This window comes from Variovorax sp. CCNWLW186, assembly GCF_037203865.1.
Classification (GTDB): Bacteria; Pseudomonadota; Gammaproteobacteria; order Burkholderiales; family Burkholderiaceae_C; genus Variovorax.
Genome location: NZ_JBBCBO010000003.1, coordinates 213,821 through 232,773, shown reverse-complemented (window position 1 = coordinate 232,773; position 18,953 = coordinate 213,821). Strand labels below are relative to the sequence as shown.

18 protein-coding genes are annotated in these 18,953 nt (G+C 66.5%); 11 read left to right on the top strand and 7 right to left on the bottom strand.

Annotation, left to right across the window (positions count from 1 at the left end; all coding sequences use genetic code 11):
* The first annotated feature begins 32 nt into the window (after window positions 1-32).
* The 3 genes from V9K97_RS05335 (at window position 33) to gloA2 (ending at window position 2,116) form a co-directional block, all read left to right on the top strand.
* Window positions 33-1,136, top strand: coding sequence for an alkene reductase (locus tag V9K97_RS05335; protein ID WP_337316777.1), 1,104 nt, complete (start codon window positions 33-35; stop codon window positions 1,134-1,136).
* A 69-nt stretch (window positions 1,137-1,205) separates the two neighbouring features.
* Window positions 1,206-1,691: a RidA family protein gene (locus V9K97_RS05330; protein WP_337316775.1), complete on the top strand. Its 486-nt coding sequence runs from the start codon at window positions 1,206-1,208 to the stop codon at window positions 1,689-1,691.
* A 5-nt stretch (window positions 1,692-1,696) separates the two neighbouring features.
* Window positions 1,697-2,116 carry an SMU1112c/YaeR family gloxylase I-like metalloprotein gene (gloA2, locus tag V9K97_RS05325; protein WP_337316773.1) on the top strand — a complete coding sequence of 140 codons (420 nt, stop codon included), beginning with the start codon at window positions 1,697-1,699 and terminating at the stop codon, window positions 2,114-2,116.
* On the opposite strand, the gene V9K97_RS05320 is transcribed toward gloA2, so the two are convergent.
* Both V9K97_RS05320 and V9K97_RS05315 read right to left on the bottom strand, forming a co-directional pair.
* Window positions 2,071-3,528, bottom strand: coding sequence for a sensor histidine kinase (locus V9K97_RS05320; RefSeq protein ID WP_337316771.1), 1,458 nt, complete (start codon window positions 3,526-3,528; stop codon window positions 2,071-2,073). The two genes, gloA2 and V9K97_RS05320, sit on opposite strands and share 46 nt — an antisense overlap.
* Window positions 3,525-4,214 (bottom strand): response regulator transcription factor, encoded by a 690-nt coding sequence (locus V9K97_RS05315; protein ID WP_157611156.1) that lies wholly within the window; start codon window positions 4,212-4,214, stop codon window positions 3,525-3,527. Before V9K97_RS05315 ends, V9K97_RS05320 begins: the two co-directional genes overlap by 4 nt.
* Before the next feature lie 83 nt (window positions 4,215-4,297).
* On the opposite strand from V9K97_RS05315, the gene V9K97_RS05310 reads away from it, so the two are divergent.
* From V9K97_RS05310 to V9K97_RS05295, 4 genes are all read left to right on the top strand, one after another.
* Window positions 4,298-5,182, top strand: a complete 885-nt coding sequence (locus V9K97_RS05310) for an alpha/beta hydrolase (RefSeq protein WP_337316769.1) — start codon at window positions 4,298-4,300, stop codon at window positions 5,180-5,182.
* A 12-nt stretch (window positions 5,183-5,194) separates the two neighbouring features.
* The gene (locus V9K97_RS05305; protein WP_258503165.1) at window positions 5,195-5,485 is read left to right on the top strand and encodes an acyl carrier protein; all 291 of its coding nucleotides are present in this window, start codon (window positions 5,195-5,197) and stop codon (window positions 5,483-5,485) included.
* A complete protein-coding gene (locus V9K97_RS05300; RefSeq protein WP_443302711.1) occupies window positions 5,482-6,750 on the top strand; it encodes a beta-ketoacyl-[acyl-carrier-protein] synthase family protein in 1,269 nt (422 codons plus the stop codon). Before V9K97_RS05305 ends, V9K97_RS05300 begins: the two co-directional genes overlap by 4 nt.
* A gap of 92 nt (window positions 6,751-6,842) precedes the next feature.
* A complete protein-coding gene (locus V9K97_RS05295; RefSeq protein ID WP_337316767.1) occupies window positions 6,843-7,325 on the top strand; it encodes a GNAT family N-acetyltransferase in 483 nt (160 codons plus the stop codon).
* Between the two features lie 12 nt (window positions 7,326-7,337).
* Here V9K97_RS05295 and V9K97_RS05290 read toward each other — a convergent pair whose 3' ends face one another.
* On the bottom strand, window positions 7,338-9,581 hold the full coding sequence (locus V9K97_RS05290) for a heavy metal translocating P-type ATPase (protein WP_337316765.1): 2,244 nt from the start codon (window positions 9,579-9,581) through the stop codon (window positions 7,338-7,340).
* A 133-nt stretch (window positions 9,582-9,714) separates the two neighbouring features.
* Between V9K97_RS05290 and V9K97_RS05285 the strand changes: the two genes are divergently transcribed.
* Complete coding sequence (locus tag V9K97_RS05285; RefSeq protein ID WP_126746571.1) at window positions 9,715-9,909, top strand: heavy-metal-associated domain-containing protein; 195 nt, start codon at window positions 9,715-9,717, stop codon at window positions 9,907-9,909.
* Entirely contained in the window at window positions 9,906-10,313 is a 408-nt protein-coding gene (gene cueR / locus V9K97_RS05280) for a Cu(I)-responsive transcriptional regulator (protein ID WP_126746570.1), read from the top strand. The genes V9K97_RS05285 and cueR overlap by 4 nt, the downstream gene beginning before the upstream one ends.
* Before the next feature lie 106 nt (window positions 10,314-10,419).
* Here the strand turns inward: cueR and V9K97_RS05275 are convergent, their stop codons facing one another.
* Window positions 10,420-11,382: a YcjF family protein gene (locus V9K97_RS05275; protein ID WP_337316763.1), complete on the bottom strand. Its 963-nt coding sequence runs from the start codon at window positions 11,380-11,382 to the stop codon at window positions 10,420-10,422.
* A 566-nt stretch (window positions 11,383-11,948) separates the two neighbouring features.
* On the opposite strand from V9K97_RS05275, the gene creB reads away from it, so the two are divergent.
* Both creB and creC read left to right on the top strand, forming a co-directional pair.
* Window positions 11,949-12,731, top strand: coding sequence for a two-component system response regulator CreB (creB, locus tag V9K97_RS05270; RefSeq protein WP_337316761.1), 783 nt, complete (start codon window positions 11,949-11,951; stop codon window positions 12,729-12,731).
* Window positions 12,728-14,185 (top strand): two-component system sensor histidine kinase CreC, encoded by a 1,458-nt coding sequence (creC, locus tag V9K97_RS05265; protein WP_337316760.1) that lies wholly within the window; start codon window positions 12,728-12,730, stop codon window positions 14,183-14,185. Before creB ends, creC begins: the two co-directional genes overlap by 4 nt.
* 16 nt (window positions 14,186-14,201) lie before the next feature.
* Here the strand turns inward: creC and V9K97_RS05260 are convergent, their stop codons facing one another.
* The 3 genes from V9K97_RS05260 to creD all read right to left on the bottom strand — a co-directional run bounded on the left by V9K97_RS05260 (window position 14,202) and on the right by creD (window position 18,815).
* The gene (locus tag V9K97_RS05260; protein ID WP_258503157.1) at window positions 14,202-14,807 is read right to left on the bottom strand and encodes a hypothetical protein; all 606 of its coding nucleotides are present in this window, start codon (window positions 14,805-14,807) and stop codon (window positions 14,202-14,204) included.
* Between the two features lie 90 nt (window positions 14,808-14,897).
* A complete protein-coding gene (locus V9K97_RS05255; RefSeq protein ID WP_337298659.1) occupies window positions 14,898-17,288 on the bottom strand; it encodes a penicillin-binding protein 1A in 2,391 nt (796 codons plus the stop codon).
* Between the two features lie 39 nt (window positions 17,289-17,327).
* Window positions 17,328-18,815, bottom strand: a complete 1,488-nt coding sequence (creD, locus tag V9K97_RS05250) for a cell envelope integrity protein CreD (RefSeq protein ID WP_337316758.1) — start codon at window positions 18,813-18,815, stop codon at window positions 17,328-17,330.
* Between the last annotated feature and the right edge of the window lie 138 nt (window positions 18,816-18,953).

Genomic DNA, 18,953 nt, shown 5'->3' with positions numbered 1-18,953 from the left:
CCCACTCTTTCCGGCCATCTCCGGTTCACGCAATGCCCTCTCTCTTCGACCCCGTAAAAGCCGGCGACCTGCAACTCGCCAACCGCATCGTGATGGCACCGCTCACGCGCAACCGCTCGCCGAATGCCATCCCGACCGAGATGGCCGCCACCTACTACGCGCAGCGCGCCTCGGCCGGCCTGCTCATCACCGAGGCCACCGCCATCAGCCACCAGGGCCAGGGCTATGCCGACGTGCCGGGCCTCTACGGCACCGAACAGCTCGACGGATGGAAGCGCGTGACGGACGCGGTGCACGCCAAGGGCGGCAAAATCGTGGTGCAACTCTGGCATGTGGGCCGCGTGTCGCACACCGAACTGCAACCTGACGGCGCCAAGCCGGTCGCACCCTCGGCCATCACCGCCAAGACCAAGACCGTGCTCATCAAGGACGGCGTGCCGACCTTCGTCGAAACCTCCGAGCCGCGCGCGCTCGACGCCGAAGAGTTGCCCGGCATCGTTCACACCTACGCCGCCGCCGCGCGCAACGCAGTGGAAACCGCCGGCTTCGACGGCGTGGAACTGCATGGCGCCAACGGCTACCTGCTCGACCAGTTCCTGAAAGACGGCAGCAACAAGCGCTCCGACGACTACGGCGGCAGCATTGAGAACCGCGCCCGCCTGCTGCTCGAAGCCACGCGCGCCGTGGTCGATGCGGTCGGCGGCGGCAAGACCGGCATTCGCCTGTCGCCCGTCACGCCCGCCAACGACGTGCACGATTCCGATCCGCAGCCGCTCTTCACCTACGTGGTGAAGCAGCTGGCGCCGTTGGGCCTGGCCTACATCCACATCATCGAAGGCGCCACCGGCGGCCCGCGCGAAATCGAAGACCGCCCGTTCGACTACGAGGCACTCAAGGCCGCCTATCGCCAAGCCGGCGGCAAGGGCGCATGGATGGTCAACAACGGCTACGACAAGCCGCTGGCCGATGAAGCCGTCAAGGAAGGCGACGACCTCGTGGCCTTCGGCAAGCCCTTCATCGCCAACCCCGACCTGGTGCGCCGCCTGCGCGAGAACGCACCGCTCAATGAAGTGGACAAGGCCACGATGTACGGCGGCGGCGCCAAGGGCTACACGGACTATCCGACGCTGGCCTGAGTTCGCGCCGCGGCGCGAGGCCATGGCAAGATGCGGCGGCACATTTGACCGCCGCAGGAGACAAACGCCATGGCCCGCATCGAACAGCGACTCGCAACCCTCGGCCTCGTGCTGCCGCCGCCGGTCTCGCCGCCGCCCGGCGTGGTGCTGCCTTTCAGCTTCGTGCGCATCGTCGGAAGCCGCGCGCTCATCTCCGGCCACGGCCCGCTCAACGCCGACGGTACCATTGCCGCGCCGCTCGGCAAGCTGGGCCGCGAACTCACTGTCGAACAAGGCTACGCATCGGCACGGCTGACGGCGCTGGCGATGCTGGGCAGCCTGCAGCGCGCGCTCGGCGACCTGGACCGCATCACTGCATGGTCGCGCGTGTTCGGCATGGTGGCCTCGGCACCGGGCTTCGACAAGCAGCCGGCCGTCATCAACGGCTTCTCGGACCTCGTGCTCGAACTTTTCGGGCCCGACGTCGGCGCGCATGCGCGCAGCGCCGTGGGCATGGCGGAGCTTCCGTTCAACATCCCGGTCGAGATCGAAGGCGAAGTGGAGTTCGAGGCTTGAGCGCCATGCAACTCGGAAGACTGCATCACGTCGCCGTGATCTGCGGCGACTACGAGGTGTCCAAGCGCTTCTATACCGAAGTGCTGGGCCTGCGCGTGGTGGCCGAAAACTACCGCGCGGCGCGCAATTCGTACAAGCTCGATCTCGCGCTGCCCGACGGTTCGCAGATCGAGCTGTTCTCTTTTCCGGACGCACCGCCGCGCCTCACCCGGCCCGAAGCGCAAGGCCTGCGACACCTGTCTTTCGAAGTGCCCGACGTGCAGGCCGCGGCCGAAGCACTGGCCGCGCAAGGCGTTGCAGTGGAGCCGCTGCGCATCGATGAATACACGGGCCGCCGCTTCACGTTCTTTGCGGACCCCGACGGCCTGCCGCTGGAGCTCTACGAGGCCGAGCCGGACACACCGCCTGACGCAGTGCCCTCGTAGTCGTCCTGCAGCGGACGGTGATGAATCTCCGCGAAGGTCACGCTCACCCGCAACCCCGAGGGCTCGGCCGCATCGAGCCGCAGCTCGGCGCCCAGCAGCTCCGCATAGCGCGCCACGATCGACAGGCCCAGCCCCGAGCCCTGCCCCAGCTTCTGGCCCGCCGGGCCTTGCGCCCAACGTTGCATCAGGTCGCGCTGCGCCTCGAGCGGAATGCCCGGGCCGTCGTCGATCACGCTCAGGGTGCGACCCGCCAGCTCGACGGTGATGGTGTGCCCGCCGTAGCGCAGCGCGTTGTCGATCAGGTTGTCGAGAATGCCCTCGACCAGGGCTTCGTTCGCCAGCACCGTCACCCGTTCGTCGAGGCCTCGCGCGCCCAGGTCGACGCCGCGCGTGTCGGCGCGGGCCAGGTGCCGCAGCACGGTTTGTTCGGCGAGCACGTCGAGCCGCACCGGTTCTCGCGCAAGACCGGTGCGTGCTTCGTCGGCCAGGGCCAGCGCCAGCAGCTGGTCAATGAGATGGCTCGCACGGGCCTGCCGTTCGGCCACGCGCGCGAGCTGCTCGCGCCACACCTTGGAGTCATGCTGCGCCAAGCCGTATTCGGCCAACGCGCGAATGCCGGCGAGCGGCGTGCGCAACTCGTGCGCCACGTTGCCCACGAACTCGCGCTGCGCTCGCACGCTGTGGTTCAACCGCTCGAACAGCGCGTTGACCGCATTGCCCAGGCGCTGCACTTCGCGCGAGGTTTCGACCACCGCCACCGGTGAAAGGTCGTACACGTCGCGGCGGTCGAGCGCCTGCTGGAGTTCGCCGAGCGGACGCAGGTCGCGCCGGATGCCACGCCAGAGCCACACGGCAAGCAGCACCAGCAGCAGCGCCTGCGGCGTGAGCGCAAAACCAAGCAGCTGCCGCACCAGCGCCGCGCGGCTGAGCGTGGTCTGCGCAATGATCACGCGGTAGGGCATGAGCAGGCCGGGATCGACGTCGTGATCGAGCACCACGGCGCGCAAGACCTTGCCGTCATGGTTCACGTCCGAGAAGCGAAAGCGCGCGCCCTCCGCCGGCAGCGGCGCGTTCAGGCCGGCCTGCCCCGAGATCAGCGTGCCGTCGAGCCGCTGCACCGCGAAATACACCTGGTCCACCTGGTCGAACAGCACCGTGGCCACCTCCCGCGGCGACAGCAGCAGCTCGATGCCGCGCTCGCCCGCCTGCACGTTGGCCGAGAGCGCATAGGCGTCGTCGAGCATGCTGCGGTCAAAGGCCTGCTCGGCAAAGTAGTTGGCAATGACCAGCGCAATCACCGCGCCCAGCATCCAGGTGAGCGCCAACGGCACCAGCACGTTGCGCAGCACGCGGCGCGTGAGCGAAGGCGCGGCCTTCTGCCGGCGCGGCGCGGCGGGTGCGGTGCGGCTCACACTTCGGCTTCGAGCAGGTAGCCGATGCCGCGCAGCGTGCGAATGCCCGCGCCCGAGCCGACCAGCTTCTTGCGCAGCCGCGAGATGAAGGCCTCCAGCGCGTTGTCGCCCAGCGATTCGTCGAAGCTCGAGAGTTTGTCGGAAAGCGCCCGCTTGCTCACCGTACGGCCCGGCGGGCTCATCAGCTCCCACAGCACTTCGAACTCGCGCGCCGGCAGGTCGAGCGGCCCGTTCGCGGTCGAAAAGCGGCGCGCCTTGCGGTCGAGCTTGAGATGCCCCAGCAGCACGATGTCCTCGGTGCCCTTGGCGCGGCGCACGAGCGCGCGCAGGCGTGCCTCGACTTCCGCAAGGTCGAAGGGCTTGCCCAGGTAGTCGTCGGCACCGGCATCGAGGCCCGCAATGCGCTCTTCGGTGCGGCCCCGCGCCGTGAGCACCAGCACCGGCGTGCGGTCGCCTCGTGCGCGTGCCTGGCGCAGGGCGGTCAAGCCGCTTGCCAGGCCGCTCGTGGGGCTTGCCGTGGCCGGCAGGTTCAGGTCGAGCAGCACCGCATCGAAGGGCTGCACGCGCCAGAGGTGATCGGCATCCTCGACATTGGCCGACACGTCGACCCGATGGCCGGCATCCGCAAGGCTGCGCAGCATCACGTCGCGCAGTACGGCATCGTCTTCGACAAGCAGGATTCGCATGGTGTGTGTAGTGGGTTGAGAAGCCTATTCTTGCGCGAAGGAGGGTCAGCGGCCCGTCAGTGCCCAGCGGCGATAAACGCGCCATGAGCATACGACAGCAACCCGCGGCGCGCCGCACGGCCATCGTGCTGCTGCATGGTTTATGCAGCACACCTGACGAGCTCCTGACCGTGCAATCGGCCCTGCGGGGCAGCGGGTATCCGGTGCATCCGATGCGCGTCGACGGCTACTCCTTCGATGCCGCCGCGCCGGTGCAGTACGCCGCACCCTACGAGCGTTGGCTCGACGCCATCGAAGCGCAGGTCAGGATGCTGCGCGCGCAGCATGACCGTGTGCTGCTGGTCGGCATCTCGGCCGGTTCGTCGCTTGCGCTCGGCGCGGCCATCCGCTGCGGCAGCGATGTCGACGCGCTGGTGCTGATGTCGACTACGCTGCGCTTCGACGGCTGGGCCATTCCGCGCACGCACGTGCTGCTGCCGCTGGCGTTGTACACCCCGCTCGGCCGGCTCTGGCAGTACCGGGAGCGGCCGCCCTACGGTGTGAAGAACGAGCGCGTGCGCGCCTGGATCGAGCGCGAACTGCGCCAGCGCAAGGTATCGAGTGCCGGCAGCGCGCTGATCGGCGTCGGCCACTTGCGCGAGCACGACCGGCTGATCCGCCATGTGAAGCGCAACCTTCGCCGCGTGCAGTGCGCCAGCGTGCTCGCGCTGCATGCGCGGCAGGACGAAGTGGCCAGCGTGGCCAACCTCGACATCCTCGCTCGAGGCCTGCGCTGCAAGGCATTTCGCAGCGTGGTGCTGCCCGACAGCTATCACATGATCTCGATCGACAACGACCGCCACCAAGTGGCGCGCGAGACAGTGGCCTTTGCCGATGCCGTGGCACATGGCACACCGAGCACATCGGGCATCCCAGGCATGTCGGTTGCTTCCGCCGCCTCGTCCACCCGCAGCAACTTTTTCGCCTGAAAGAAACGTTTCATGTCCTCTTCCCTGTCTTCACTGATCTTCAACAACATCACGGCCATCCTTGTGAGCAAGTTCGAAGTCGAGCGAACGGCCATTGCGCCCGGCACGGCCTTGTCCGAGCTCGGCCTCGACTCGCTCGGGCTGATGGAGTTCGTCTTCGCGGTGGAAGACGCTTTCCATCTGCGCCTTCCCGAAGACCGGCTCGATCCGCGAGAAGCGGGCATCACGCTCCAGAGCCTGTGCGAGGCGATCGAAGAGCAGATCAGGTGCGACGCCGAGTCGCCGGCGGCCGTGCTCGCGTGAGCAACGGCAAGGGCCATTCGATCTCGCCGGCCGGTGCGCCGGTGTTCGTCACGGGCCTTGGCTTTGTCACACCGCTCGGGCGCACGGTCGATGCCTTCGACGATGCGCTCTTCAATGCACGCTCGGCGGTGCGCGCGCAAACGCTTTGCATCGAAGGTCTCGATCCGATGGAACTTGCCGTGGCCGCCTGCGAGTTCGACGCGGCCGACGTGCGAAGCAACTCGCGCCTGCCGCTCGACCGCGGCACTGCAATGGCGCTCGCGGCCGCGCACGACGCCGCTGCAGAGGCCGGGCTCGACGCCGGCAGCGTCGATCCCACGCGCCTCGGCATCTTCTGGGGCAGCGGCCTGGCCGGCGCAGGCACCTTCGACGACACCACGCAGGCGCTCTACGCCGAGCAGCGCCGCATGCGGCCCACGACGGTGCTCACCGTCATGCCCAACGCGGCGGTGGCGGAGCTCGCATTGCAGTTTGGCGCGCAAGGCGCCGCCATTGCATACGCCTGCGCCTGCGCTTCTTCGGCGGTGGCCATTGGTGAAGCGATGCGCGCCATCCGCGGCGGCTGGATCGACGTGGCCATTGCCGGCGGACACGATGCGATGCTCACGCCGGGCGTGATGGCCAGCTGGCACGCAATGCGCGTGACCGCGCCCTTGCCGCCCGGTGCGCCCGAAAGCGCCTGCAAGCCTTTCTCGGGCGACCGCGCGGGCTTTGCGCTGGGCGAGGGAGCCGCCGCGCTGGTGCTCGAATCGGAAACGCACGCATCGGCACGCGGCATTGCCGACAGCACGGCGCTCACGCTGACCGGCTATGCGACCAATTGCGACGCCGCGCACATCACCAACCCCAACGCCGCCGGCCAGGTGCGCGCCATGCGGGCGGCATTGCTCGATGCCGGCATCGAGGCTTCGCAGGTCGGCCACATCAATGCGCACGGCACCGCCACCCGCGCCGGCGACGCCGCGGAAGCCGCTTCCATCCGCGAGGTGTTCGGCAATGCCACGCCGGTGAGCGCCACCAAGGCCATCCACGGCCATGTGCTCGGCGGAGGCGGTGCCATCGAGCTCGTGGCCGCATTGCGCACCTTGGCGCGCGGCATGCTTCCACCCACTGCCAACCTGCGCGTGCCCGATGCGGCCTTCGACCTCGACCTGGTGCGAGGCGAGGCGCGCGAAGCCGGGGGCCTACGCCATGTGCTTTCCAATTCGTTCGCATTTGGCGGCACCAACGCGGTACTGATTGCTTCCCGCGGCGCGCAGCGCTGAAGCGCCAGCCGTTTCAACGCAACATGCGAAAACGGGCCCGGACTCGGTATGCTGGCGGCCTCTTCCGCATCCGCAGGCAACCCGGTCACCCCATGCGCAGGCTCGCAACACCACACGATCTCGAAGCGGTCTTCACCATCTACATGCATGAGCGGGTCGTGCCCTTTCTCGGCTACGACCCGATGCCGCTGGAAGAATTTCGCGCCATCTACAAAGAGCTGGTCGACAGCCGCTGCTTCTACATCTATGAAGACGGCGGCCGCGTGGCGGGCTTCTATCGTGCGACGCGCTACGCCGGCCGCGTGCGGCACGTGGCCTGCTTCGGCACGCTGGCGGTCGATCCGGCGCTGCACGGCAATGGCATCGCCCACGCCATGGTGAGCGATGCCATTGCGCATCTCAAGGCCGACGGCGTGAAGCGCATCGAGCTTTATGTAGAAAGCGACAACGTGCCGGGGCTGCGCTTCTACGAGAAACTCGGCTTCGAATGCGAAGGCACGCTGCGCAAGTTCTACAAGCGTGCCGGCGAAGCGGACTACATCGACGACCAGCTGTTGGCGTTGCTGATCGACTGAAACTGCAAAACCTCAAGGCTTCCAGCGCCGCAGCAGCAGCGCATTGGCCATCACGCTGACGCTCGACAGCGCCATGGCCGCACCCGCCACCACGGGACTCAGCAGCCCGAAGGCCGCGAGCGGAATGCCAGCCACGTTGTAGGCAAAGGCCCAGAAAAGGTTCTGCCTGATCTTTGCCACCGTGCGTGCCGAAAGGTCGAGTGCCTGCGCTACCAGCGCCAGGTCGCCGCGCATCAGCGTGATGCCCGCGGCTTCCATGGCCACGTCGGTACCGCCGCCCGAAGGCGCCATTGCAATGCCCACATCGGCTGCGGCCAATGCGGGTGCGTCGTTGGCGCCATCGCCGACCATCGCGACCACATGGCCGTCGTTGCGCAGTGCACTGACCTGCGCCGCCTTGTCGGCCGGCAGAACGTCGGCACGCACATCCGCGGCGGCAATGCCCAGCCGCGCCGCCATGGCTTGCGCCGCACGCTCGTTGTCGCCCGAGATCATCACCACGCGCAGGCCCCGTGCACGCAATGTGCGAACCGCTTGCGCAGCCTCGGGCTTCGGCTCGTCGGCAAAGGCCAGCAGCGCCTGTCCCTGCGCAGCGCCCGCCGCATCGAAGCGCAGCAGCGCCGACACGGTGGCACCCTGCGCATGCAGGCGCTCGACTTGCGGCGCATCGGGAACAACGCCCAGTTCGGCACACCAGCGCAGGCTTGCAATGGCCCAGCTCTCGCCATTCACTTCACCGCGCACGCCGCGGCCCGGCATTGCCTGCATGTCACCCAGGGTCGGTACCGGCAAGCCGCGCTGCGCCGCAGCCGCCGACACGGCACGCGCGAGCGGATGCTCGCTGCCACTTTGCAAACTCGCTGCCGTTGCCAGCAATCCGGCTTCGTCGCCAAGGTCTCCCGCGAGAATCAGCGCTGTCAGCACCGGGCGGCCCAGGGTCAGCGTGCCGGTCTTGTCGAAGGCCACGGTGTCGACCTTGTGGGCAAGTTCCAGCGCGCGCGCATCCTTGATGAGGATGCCGCGGCGCGCCGCCACACCGGTTCCGGCCATCACCGCGACAGGCGTCGCGAGGCCCAGCGCACAAGGACACGCAATGACCAGCACGGCCACCGCGTGGATCATCGCAATCTCGATGCCGGCGCCCGCGAGCAGCCAGCCCGCCAGCGTGGCGAGCGCAATCAACAGCACCACGGGCACGAACACCGCCGCGACTTGGTCCACCAGCCGCTGGATCGGCGCCTTCGCGGCCTGCGCGTCTTCGACCAGGCGGATGATGCGCGCCAGCACGCTTTCGGCACCCACCGCGCTCACTTCGACGACCATGCGGCCGTCGCCGTTGACGGCGCCGCCCGTCAGCGCATCGCCCGGACCCTTGGCCACCGGCAGCGGCTCGCCGGTGAGCATCGATTCATCGACTTCGGAGCGCCCTTCGATCACGCGCGCATCGGCCGGCACGCGTTCACCCGGCCGCACCGCAAGCCGGTCGCCCACCATCACTTCGGCCAGCGGCACATCGGTTTCACCACGCTGGCCGACGAGGTGCGCAATTTCGGGCCGCAGTTGCTGCAGCGCGCGAATGGCGGATGTGGCCTGCCGTTTGGCGCGCGCTTCCAGCCATTTTCCGAGCAGCACCAGCGTGATCACCACGGCCGACGCCTCGAAGTAGAGGTGAGGCACAGCGGCACCATGCCCCGCGTGCTCGCCCGTGGCCGCGCGCCACCAGAGCCAGAGCGACAGCCCGAAGGCCGCGCTGGTGCCGAGCGCCACCAGCAGGTCCATGTTGCCGGTGCGGGCCTTTGCGGCATGCCAGCCTGCACGGTAGAACCGAGCGCCAAGCCAGAGTTGCACCGGCGCCGCCAGCAGCAACTGCACCCAGGGCGGAAGCATCCAGTCCTGGCCGAAGGGTTGCCCCAGCATGGGCGCCAGCAACGGTATCGAGAGCAAGAGGCCGATGCCCACCGGGCCGAAGCCGTGCCAGGGCGACACCGCCGCGGCTTCTTCGGCCGCATTGCCGGCCGCGCGCGGCTCGTAGCCCGCGGCGCGCACGGCGCGGCGCAGGCGCGCATCCATGTCTTCACCATCGGCCGCCACCACGCGGGCCGATTCGGTGGCCAGGTTCACGCTCACGTCCTGCACGCCGGGCACGCTCTTGAGCGCGCGCTCCACGCGCATCACGCACGATGCGCAGGTCATGCCGCCGACAGAAAGATCCAGGGTGCTCATGGGGTTCAAGGGGTAGTGCTGCAGATTGTCCATGCACCGAAGGTAAAGTCTCACATCATGGCAAGGTCAAGACTAAAGCACAGTGCCCCTGCGCTGGACATTGACATCGTGAGAGGGTTCAAACTGGCGGCTTCCTTGATTAAACTTCTCAACAGGAGCAACAAAGATGAGCCAGAAATTCCAGGTCTCGGGCATGAGCTGCGGCCATTGCGTGAGCGCGGTGCAGAACGCGGTGCAAACCATCGACCCCAAGGCGCAGGTGACGGTGGATCTTGAAACCGGCCACGTCGATGTGCTGAGCACGCAGCCGCGGCAGGACATCGTCGCCGCGATCGAGAACGCCGGGTACAAGGTGCAATGAGCAACAGCTTCGGAACCGTCTCCATCGGCGAGGCTGCAAGGCTTTCAGGTGTTTCCGCGCGCATGGTTCGGCACTACGAAGGCCTGGGCCTCCTGCCCGCCGTGCCGCGCACCGAAAGCGGCTACCGGCAGTACGGCGATGCCGACATCCACACGCTGCGCTTCATCAAGCGCTCGCGCGACCTTGGTTTTTCGATGGAAGAAATTGCCGAGCTCGTCGGGCTGTGGCACAACCGCCGGCGTACCAGCTCGAGCGTGAAGCGCGTGGCGCAAAAGCACCTGGACGAACTGGAGCAGCGCATTGCCGACATGCAATCGATGCGTAGCACGCTCGCGCACTTGGTGCATTGCTGCCATGGCGACGCGCGCCCCGACTGCCCCATCCTGGACGACTTGGCTAAATAGGCTCTCCCCCAGGCTTCGCGCACTTCGTGTCGCTGCGCCACCCCCCTCGCCGGGGGCAACACCAGTGGCCCGGCAAAGCCGGTTCCACGGTGTTCCTGGAAAATACTCAGGCTCCTCTGACGAGCGACAGCACCTTGCCGGCGTCGAGCGTGCGGGCTTTTTCCTGGATGGCGGGCAGGTATTGGGTCTGCAGGCCCTTGCCTTCCTGCATCACGCCCGCGAAGGCGTCCTTCAGCATCTGCGTGGAGAGCGTGCGGCCGCCGGCGTAGTAGCGCTTGGCCACGTGCCCCAGCGCATAGGTCGATGCGAAGCTCATGCCCGAACTCACCGCCTGGTTGCCGAGGCCGCGCAGCATGCCGCCGCCCGTCTTGCCGAGCAGGCCGCCGAGCAGCTTGCGCCCCGCCTGCTCCAGGTACTGCGAAGTCAGGCCCACGCCGACCGTCGCCAAGAAATCCTTGACGTGGCCGCTGTCGAGCTCGTAGCCATGAGCCTTGCCGATGCGGTAGACCAGTTTCATCTGCAGCGGAATGATCGCCATGGTCGAGAGCGTTTCCGGCAGCAGTTCGAGCGCGCCGTTGAGGATGGCCGCGTTGAGAATCGATTTGTCGAGCTCGGCGCTGTCGGGCAATTGCGCAGCCACGGCACCGGCCGTAGGCACGGGCGCTGCTGCCGCTGCGGCACTGGTGGCCGCCACCGGAACCGCGGCAATTTCTTCTGCCTGGCGCGAGAACTGGGCGGCCGAGGCATCCAGCCCGAGCGAGGTGCGCACGTCGGCCAGGAACATGCGCTCCGCTTCCGATTGCGTGCCGTCCGCATCGCACACGCACACCGCCATTTCATAGGCCAGCTGCTTCGATTCGGTGCTTTGCAGCTCGCCGGCCACCGAAGCCAGCGAGACGCGCTTCATCAGCACGTCCTGGTAGAGCGTGGGCAGGTTCACGCCATCCGCCTGCGAAAGGCCTTCGGCAATGCGCTTGATTTCCGCGCGTTCGCGCTCGTGCTTTTCGCCGTCGACAAAGGCAGCCAGGAGGCTGAGGGTCACGATGGCCTTGGTTTCGGTAGGTGTCACGTTGGAAATTCCGCTGGTTGAAAGACAAAGTTCGTTCGGCGCCGCGCGCGAAGGTTCCGCTGCGGTTCTCCCCACAAAGCTTGGGCAACTCTGTGGATAACACTCGCACTTCTTTGTAGGAGAAAGCTAAGTGTTTGATTTACAAGGCAAATCTACAGTCTGCCTAAATAAGCGGCAATGAATTTCTTGCGCCGGAAACCGCCTTTCGCAGAATTCCGGAACCCTGTCAAAGGACAACTCTGGGGAGAGTTCTGGCACAAGCAGGCGGTTATCCACAGGGCGGACGCGCCGGCCAATGTTGTTCCTTTTGGCGCGACAGCACGGAAGCGCGGCTGCGCACAGTGACAGAGGTATGACAAGTGACTGTCACACAAGGAAAAAAGCGGCATGTCCACAGACAGGTGCGACCCTTATCTACTACTACTAATTTGAATAAGAGAGATAAGAAGAAGATACAGAGCCAACGCCGCGCCGGAAAAAAAGACCTCGAAAGGCCGCGCCGTGTCCTTGGCGCCACGCCACAAAACCAGCCTCGCCGGGCGGCGCCCCCTCGCTAACATCCGGGGATGAGTTTCAAACCCCGGATCCTGATCGCCGAAGACGAATCGGGCATTGCCGACACGCTGCAATACGTCCTGAAGAGCGATGGCTTCACGCCGGTCTGGTGCGCAACGGCCGAGGAAGCCATCGCGCAGTTCGCACAGGAGCCGCCGGCGCTGGCCATACTGGACGTCGGCCTGCCCGACCTCAACGGATTCGAGCTCTTCAAGCGCCTGCGCGCGCTGAACCAGTCGCAGGGCGGCGCCGAGGTGCCGATGCTGTTTCTCACCGCAAGAAGCGACGAAATCGACCGTGTGGTCGGGCTGGAGCTCGGTGCCGACGACTACATTGCCAAGCCGTTTTCGCCGCGTGAACTGGTGGCGCGGGTGCGCACCATCCTCCGGCGCAGCGCGCGAGCGGCCCCTGGAGGCCCCGCGGCAGCAAACAACGGGGGTCCCCCTCAAATTCCGGGCGCGGCGGCTCCTGCGAGCTCCCAGCCACCCGCAACGCCGTTTGCGCTGGACAACGAGCGCATGCAGATCCGCTACTACGGACGGCTGCTCGAGCTCTCGCGCTACGAATACGGCCTGCTTCGGCTCCTGGTGCAGCGGCCGGGCCGTGTTTTCACGCGCGATGAGTTGCTGCAACTGGTCTGGGACGATGCGAGCGACAGCTTCGACCGCACGGTCGACGCGCATGTGAAAACGCTGCGCGCCAAGCTCAAGGCCGTGGCGCCCGATGTGGAGCCGATCCGCACGCTGCGCGGCACCGGCTACGCGTTGAATGAAGAATTGCCCCAGACGCCGTGAGCCGGCGCACGCGAATATTCATCGGCATCCTGCTGATCTACACGGCGGGCATCGCTTTCCTGCTCTACCGCGTGGTGTCCGACATCGATCCGCGCTACCGCGAATCGGCCGAGGAATCGCTGGTCGAGACCTCGCAGCTCATTGCCAGCCTGGTCGAGCAGGACGTGATTGCCGGTGCCATCAACACCGCGCGGCTCGAGCCGCTGTTCCGCACGGTGTATGCGCGCGAGTTCTCGGCCCAGATCTACAACCTGCACAAGAACCGCGTCGAGCTGCGCGTGTACGTGACCGACCGCAGCGGCCGGGTGATGTTCGATTCGCTCGGCAGGCACCTGGGTGCCGACTACTCGCAGTGGAGTGATGTGAACCGCACGCTCGCGGGGTTGTACGGCGCGCGCACTTCGCGCGACGTCGACGGCGACCCGCGCACCTCGGTGATGTACGTGGGCGCGCCGATCCGCTGGAACAACGAGATCGTCGGCATGGTCAGCGTCGGCAAGCCGGTGCAGAGCTTCGGCCAGTTCGTGGAAGATGCACGCGCCCGCACGTTGTGGGTGGGCGTGGGTTCTGGCCTGGCGCTGCTGCTGCTGGCGGTGATCGTCTCGGTCTGGCTGGTGCGGCCGTTCGGGTTGATTTCGGACTACTGGACCTGGGTGCGCGCCCAGAAAAAATTGAGCCTTTCGCGCATGGCGCGGCGCGCGGTCGATGCGGTGCGCACCGGCTTCAGCGAAATGCGCGACGCGCTCACGGGCCGCAACTACGTGGCCGACTACGTGCAGACCTTCACGCACGAAGTGAAGAGCCCGCTTTCGGCGATTCGCGGTGCGGCCGAACTGCTGCAGGAACCGTCGATGCCGCATGCGGAGCGTGAGCGCTTCCTGAAGAACATCGAACGCGAAACGCAGCGCATCCAGGAAATCGTCGACCGCATGATGGAACTCACCGCGCTCGAAACGCGGCGCGGCCTCGACCGCACCGAGCCGGTGGCGCTGGCCGCGCTGATCGAGGACGTCGCCCTCAGCGCGCAGCCCGCCGCGGCCAAGCGCAACATCGGCGTGCGCGTGAACATCCGCACCGATGCCAGTACCGAGGGCGATCCGTTCCTGCTGCGCCGCGCCGTCAGCAACCTGCTGGACAACGCCATCGATTTTTCACCGCAGGGCAGCGAGGTGCTGCTCACGCTGGAGACCACCTCGAAGCTCGCGCGCGTGACCGTGCGCGACCGCGGACCGGGCATTCCGGACTACGCGCAGGAAAAGGTTTTCCAGAAGTTCTATTCGCTGGCGCGGCCGCACAGCCAGAAGAAAAGCACGGGCCTGGGCCTGGCCTTCGTGAAAGAGATTGCCGCGCTGCACCGCGGACGCATCGAGCTCGGCAATGCGGCACGCGGCGGCGCGGTGGCCACGCTCACCTTGCCGCTCTTGCCTTCATCGCACCACTCTTCGCATCACTGAAGGGCCTTGGCAAGGCTCACCGGCCGATGAGCGTGCCGTAAGCCCGGCGCGTGGCCGGGCTCACTGCTTCCAGCAGTTGCTCGTACGAGGTCTTGTGCCGCGCCAGCATGCGCGCGGACGCGACGGTTTTCGACTTGCAGAACCAATGGCAGGTGTGCTGCATCAGGAACAGCTCGGCCGACATGGTGAAGGCCTTCGCCTTCGGCGTGCGGCCCGCTTCGTTGCGCATCACCTCCGAAATGCCGCGTGCATGGATCACGAGCGCTTCGCGCAGGTCGAAGGTGGCGGCCGGGAACAGCTTGTGAGCGAAGGGAATGGCGAAGGGCAGCTTGCTCACGCGTGCATCCGCCGCGTCGACTCGTGCGAAGGCTGCGGCAAAGCTGTCGAACTGGCCCGAGAGTTTTTCCTCGGTGGAATCGAGCAGGCTCCAGATCTGCTGGCGCCGTTCGGCGTCGTCTTCGCCCAGGCAGCGCAGGTAACCCTCGGTGAGGGTTTCCATGAGCCTTTCGATCTGGTATCTGCCCAGATGGCTCCCGAGCAGCGCGATGCGCTGGCGCTGCTCGCGCGACCTGAGGATGTAGGCACCGATGACGAACAACGTCACCAGGGTAAGAATTTCCATGAGAGCGTGGGGAAGTTGGACCGGAAGGCAGCACCGAGTGTAGAGACCCGGAACCACCCTCTCTTTTGCCCGCCCGTCCCGCGCTTGTGCTTACCGGAAGAATTCGAGAATGCGGTTGCGCTCTTCGGGCGGCGGCGGTGGGCCCAGCGGCACGCCCGAGAGTTCTTCGGCCGGCGGCGCCGGGGCCTCCGTGTTTTCGACGCCCAGGCTCGCCACGCCACGGCCCGGCGCGAAGTCGTCGAAGTACCACTCGCCGTCGATGTTGACGACGCCCGCGGGCTCGGCAATCTTGCTCACCGGCACGCCCTTCAGCGCCGTCTGCATGTAGCCGATCCAGATCGGCAGGCTCAGGCTGCCGCCGGTTTCGCCGCGCACGCCCAGCTGGCGCGGCGTGTCGTAGCCGATCCATGCAATGCCCACCGTGGTGGGCTGGAAGCCCGCAAACCAGGTGTCGAACGAATCGTTGGTGGTACCGGTCTTGCCGAACAGGTCGTCGCGCTTGAGCGCCTGGTAGGCACGCGCGGCGGTGCCGCCCTTCACCACGCTTTGCAGCAGCGAATCCATGATGAAGGCATTGCGCTCGGGAATGGCGCGGCGGGATTCGTCGAGCACCGGTGGTTCGGTTTCGAGCAGCACCTTGTCGCGCATGTCGGTCACGCGCGTGACCAGGTACGGATTGACGCGGTAGCCGCCGTTGGCAAACACCGAATAGGCGGTGGCCATCTGCATCGGCGTGACCGATCCGGCGCCGAGCGCCATCGGCAGGTAGGCCGGGTGCTTGTCCTTGTCGAAGCCGAACTTGGTGATCCAGTCTTGCGCATACGGCGCGCCGATGGACTGCAGCAGGCGGATCGTTACCAGGTTCTTCGACTTCATGAGCGCGGTGCGCAGCGGCATCGGCCCTTCGAAGCCGCCGTCGAAATTCTTCGGTTCCCAGGGCTGGCCGCCGGGGGTGCTCGGCTCGAAGTACAGCGGCGCGTCGTTGACGATGGTCGCCGGCGTGAAGCCCTTCTCGAGCGCGGCCGAATAGATGAAGGGCTTGAAGCTCGAACCCGGCTGGCGCCAGGCCTGCGTGACGTGGTTGAACTTGTTCTTGCCGAAGTCGAAGCCGCCCACCAGCGACTTGATGGCACCGGTGCGCGGGTCCATGGCGATGAACGCGCCTTCGACCTCGGGCAGCTGCGTGATCTCCCAGGTGTTCTTCGGCGTCTTCGCCACGCGGATCACCGCGCCGCGGCGGATCTTGATGTGGGGTGGTGCCTTGGCCGCAAGGCCCGATTGCGCGGGCCGCAGGCCTTCGCCGGTGATCTGCACGGTTTCGCCGTTGGCGCGCACGGCCTTGATTTCCTTGGGGCCGGCCTCCAGCACCACCGCCGCCATCACGTCGCCGTTGTCGGGATGTTCGGCCAGTGCGTCGTCTACCGCTTCGTCGGCTTCCTTGGCGTCCTCCGGCAGGTCGATGAAGCGCTCGGGCCCGCGATAGGGCTGGCGCCGCTCGTAGTCCATGATGCCCTTGCGCAGCGACTTGTAGGCCGCCGCCTGGTCGGCCGCAACCAGCGATGTGTAGACCTTCATGCCGCTGGTGTAGATGCTGTCGCCATATTGGGCGTACATCATCTGGCGCACGGTTTCGGCCACGTATTCGGCATGCAGCCGGTTCGGATCGGCGGCATCGCGCAGATGCAGCTCTTCCTTCTTGGCTTCGGCCGCCTGCTCGGCGGTGATGAAGCCGGTCTCCTGCATGCGGTCGATCACATAAAGCTGCCTCGCGCGGGCGCGCCGCGGGTTGGCCACCGGGTTGTTGGCGCCGGGAGCCTTCGGCAGGCCGGCCAGCATGGCGGCCTCGGCGGTGGTGATGTTCTGCAGCGGCTTGCCGAAATACGCCTCGGAGGCCGCCGCAAAGCCATAGGCTCGGTTGCCCAGGTAGATCTGGTTCAGGTAGATCTCGAGAATCTGGTCCTTGGTGAGCTGCTGCTCGAGCCGCAGGGCCAGCAAGATCTCGTAGGTCTTGCGGCTCAGCGTGCGCTCGGAGCTGAGGTACACGTTGCGCGCCACCTGCATGGTGATGGTCGAGGCGCCCTGCTTGCGACCACCCTTCAGGCTGGCCACCGCCGCGCGCGCAAAGCCCTTGTAGTCGACACCGCCGTGGTCGTAGAAGCGCGCGTCTTCCACGGCCAGCACGGCGTCCTTCATCACCTTGGGTATGTTGGCAAAGGGCGTGAGCGTGCGACGCTCTTCGCCGAATTCGCCGATGAGCGTGCCTTCGACCGAATACACGCGCAAAGGCAGCTTGGGCCGGTAGTCGGCAAGCTCGGAGATGTCGGGCAGACGGGGCGAGATGACGGCCACCGCCACGCCGGCGGCCACCAGCACAACCAGCGCGGCCGAACCGCCGACGATGGCGCTCCACCGCGCAATGCGCCGCAGCCGCATCGAGCGTTCGGAGCGCGCCGGTTCGGTGGAAGGAGAGGAATCGTCCATGGAAGTCAGTAGTTGGAAAAAAACAGTCGGTAGCGTCAGTTACACGGACGGAGCCACTTCAGGTGAGACTGGCTCGGGTGCTCGGGGGTTCCCCACGGACAACGCGTACCAGTCGACCTTGCGCGTGGCGAGCATCAGCACCGTCAGCATGCCGAATGTCAGCAGGGCGCCGAGCAAAAGGGCATTGCTTTCCGATGCCAGCAGGCCGTAGAGCGCGCCATAGAGTACCGCGACATAGGCCCCGAAGCCCGCGCCGCGTTTCCAGCTTTGCAAAACCGCGGTGAAATAAATGCCGAGCAGCAGCACGCTTGCGCCGGCCGCGCTGGCATAGGCGAGCCAGAACGCCAGCTTCTCGGACAGCGCCAGCAGCAGCAGGAAGAACAGCGCAATCGAGAGGCCCACCAGTCCGTATTGCACCGGGTGCATGCGCTGCCTGCGGAACAGCTCGAACATGAAGGCGGCCATGATCACCAGCCCGATGAAGAGCGCACCGTACTTGCCGGCGCGCGTGCTCATCGAATACACATTGACGGGCTGTGCGAGCGACACATCGAAGGTTTGCAGCGGGCCGAGGTTGCGCGGTGGATGGCCGGCTGTCGCCGCGGCGGCGGCAGTGGCGGTGGCAGCAGCGCTGCGATCGTCCCGATCCGACAGCTCGGCGCGCACCTGCTCGCGCGCCGAGGTCACCAGCGACGACACGCGCCAGTGCGCATCGAAACCCTGCGGCGTCACCTCGCGCTTCGAGGCGAGAAAACGGCCGCCGAAACTCGGGTGCGCCCATGGCGAGCTCAGGTGGGCGGTGGTCTCTTCGGCAATCGGCACCATCGAGAGCGTGTCTTGCCCGACCAGGCCGAGCTTCATTTCGAAAGGCAGCGGCGCCTTCGATTCCCATGCGGCAAGCGCGGCGCCGGTGAGCGGTGCGTGGACCCCGTCGGCCAGCCAGCTGCTGTCCGCCAGGCCGGGCACGCGCTGCCTGAAACGCAGGCCTTCGCCGTTCATCGCGATGGACGGTGAACCGTCGAGCCCGCGCAGATCGCTCACGTAGAAGACGACGAAAGGTGCCTTGAACTCGATGCGCGAATCGGCTTCGCTGTGCGCCACGGAATTGGGATTGAAGGCCGCAAAGCCGCCGCCGAGCGTGGCGTTGAGCGTGTAGAACGGAATCTTGAAGATGCCGCGGTAGCGCTCTTGCGGCGCCATCGAACCTTCGATGTGCAGCTTGTCGGGAAACACCGCGTGGGCCATTTCCTTGCTGCGCGCCTCCTGGCCGATCACCTTGCCTTGCGCATCGCGCAGCGGCTCCATCCAGCGCTCCACATAAGGCACCAGCAGCACCGGGCCCACCATGGTCTGCGCGCTTGCGTAGGTGGCGGCAAGCTCCGCGGCCGCCTCGCGCTGGCTGCGGCCGCGCTCGCGATTGATCGAATTGATTTCGGCCAATGGAATGCACAGCAGGAGCGTGAGCAAGAGCAGGCCGGCCACCTTGACCAGCATGGAACTCTGCAAGGCCTTGAACAACTGGAACATGTTTTTTTCTCCTCTTCGATAACGAAGCGGCGATGCTCGCCGTGCAACCCGAAGGCTGTGTGAAGCATGCCCGCCGGCTGACTTCACACAGGCTTCACACAAGGCGGCAACCGGCTGCCGCACTTCAAGCAGCCTTCC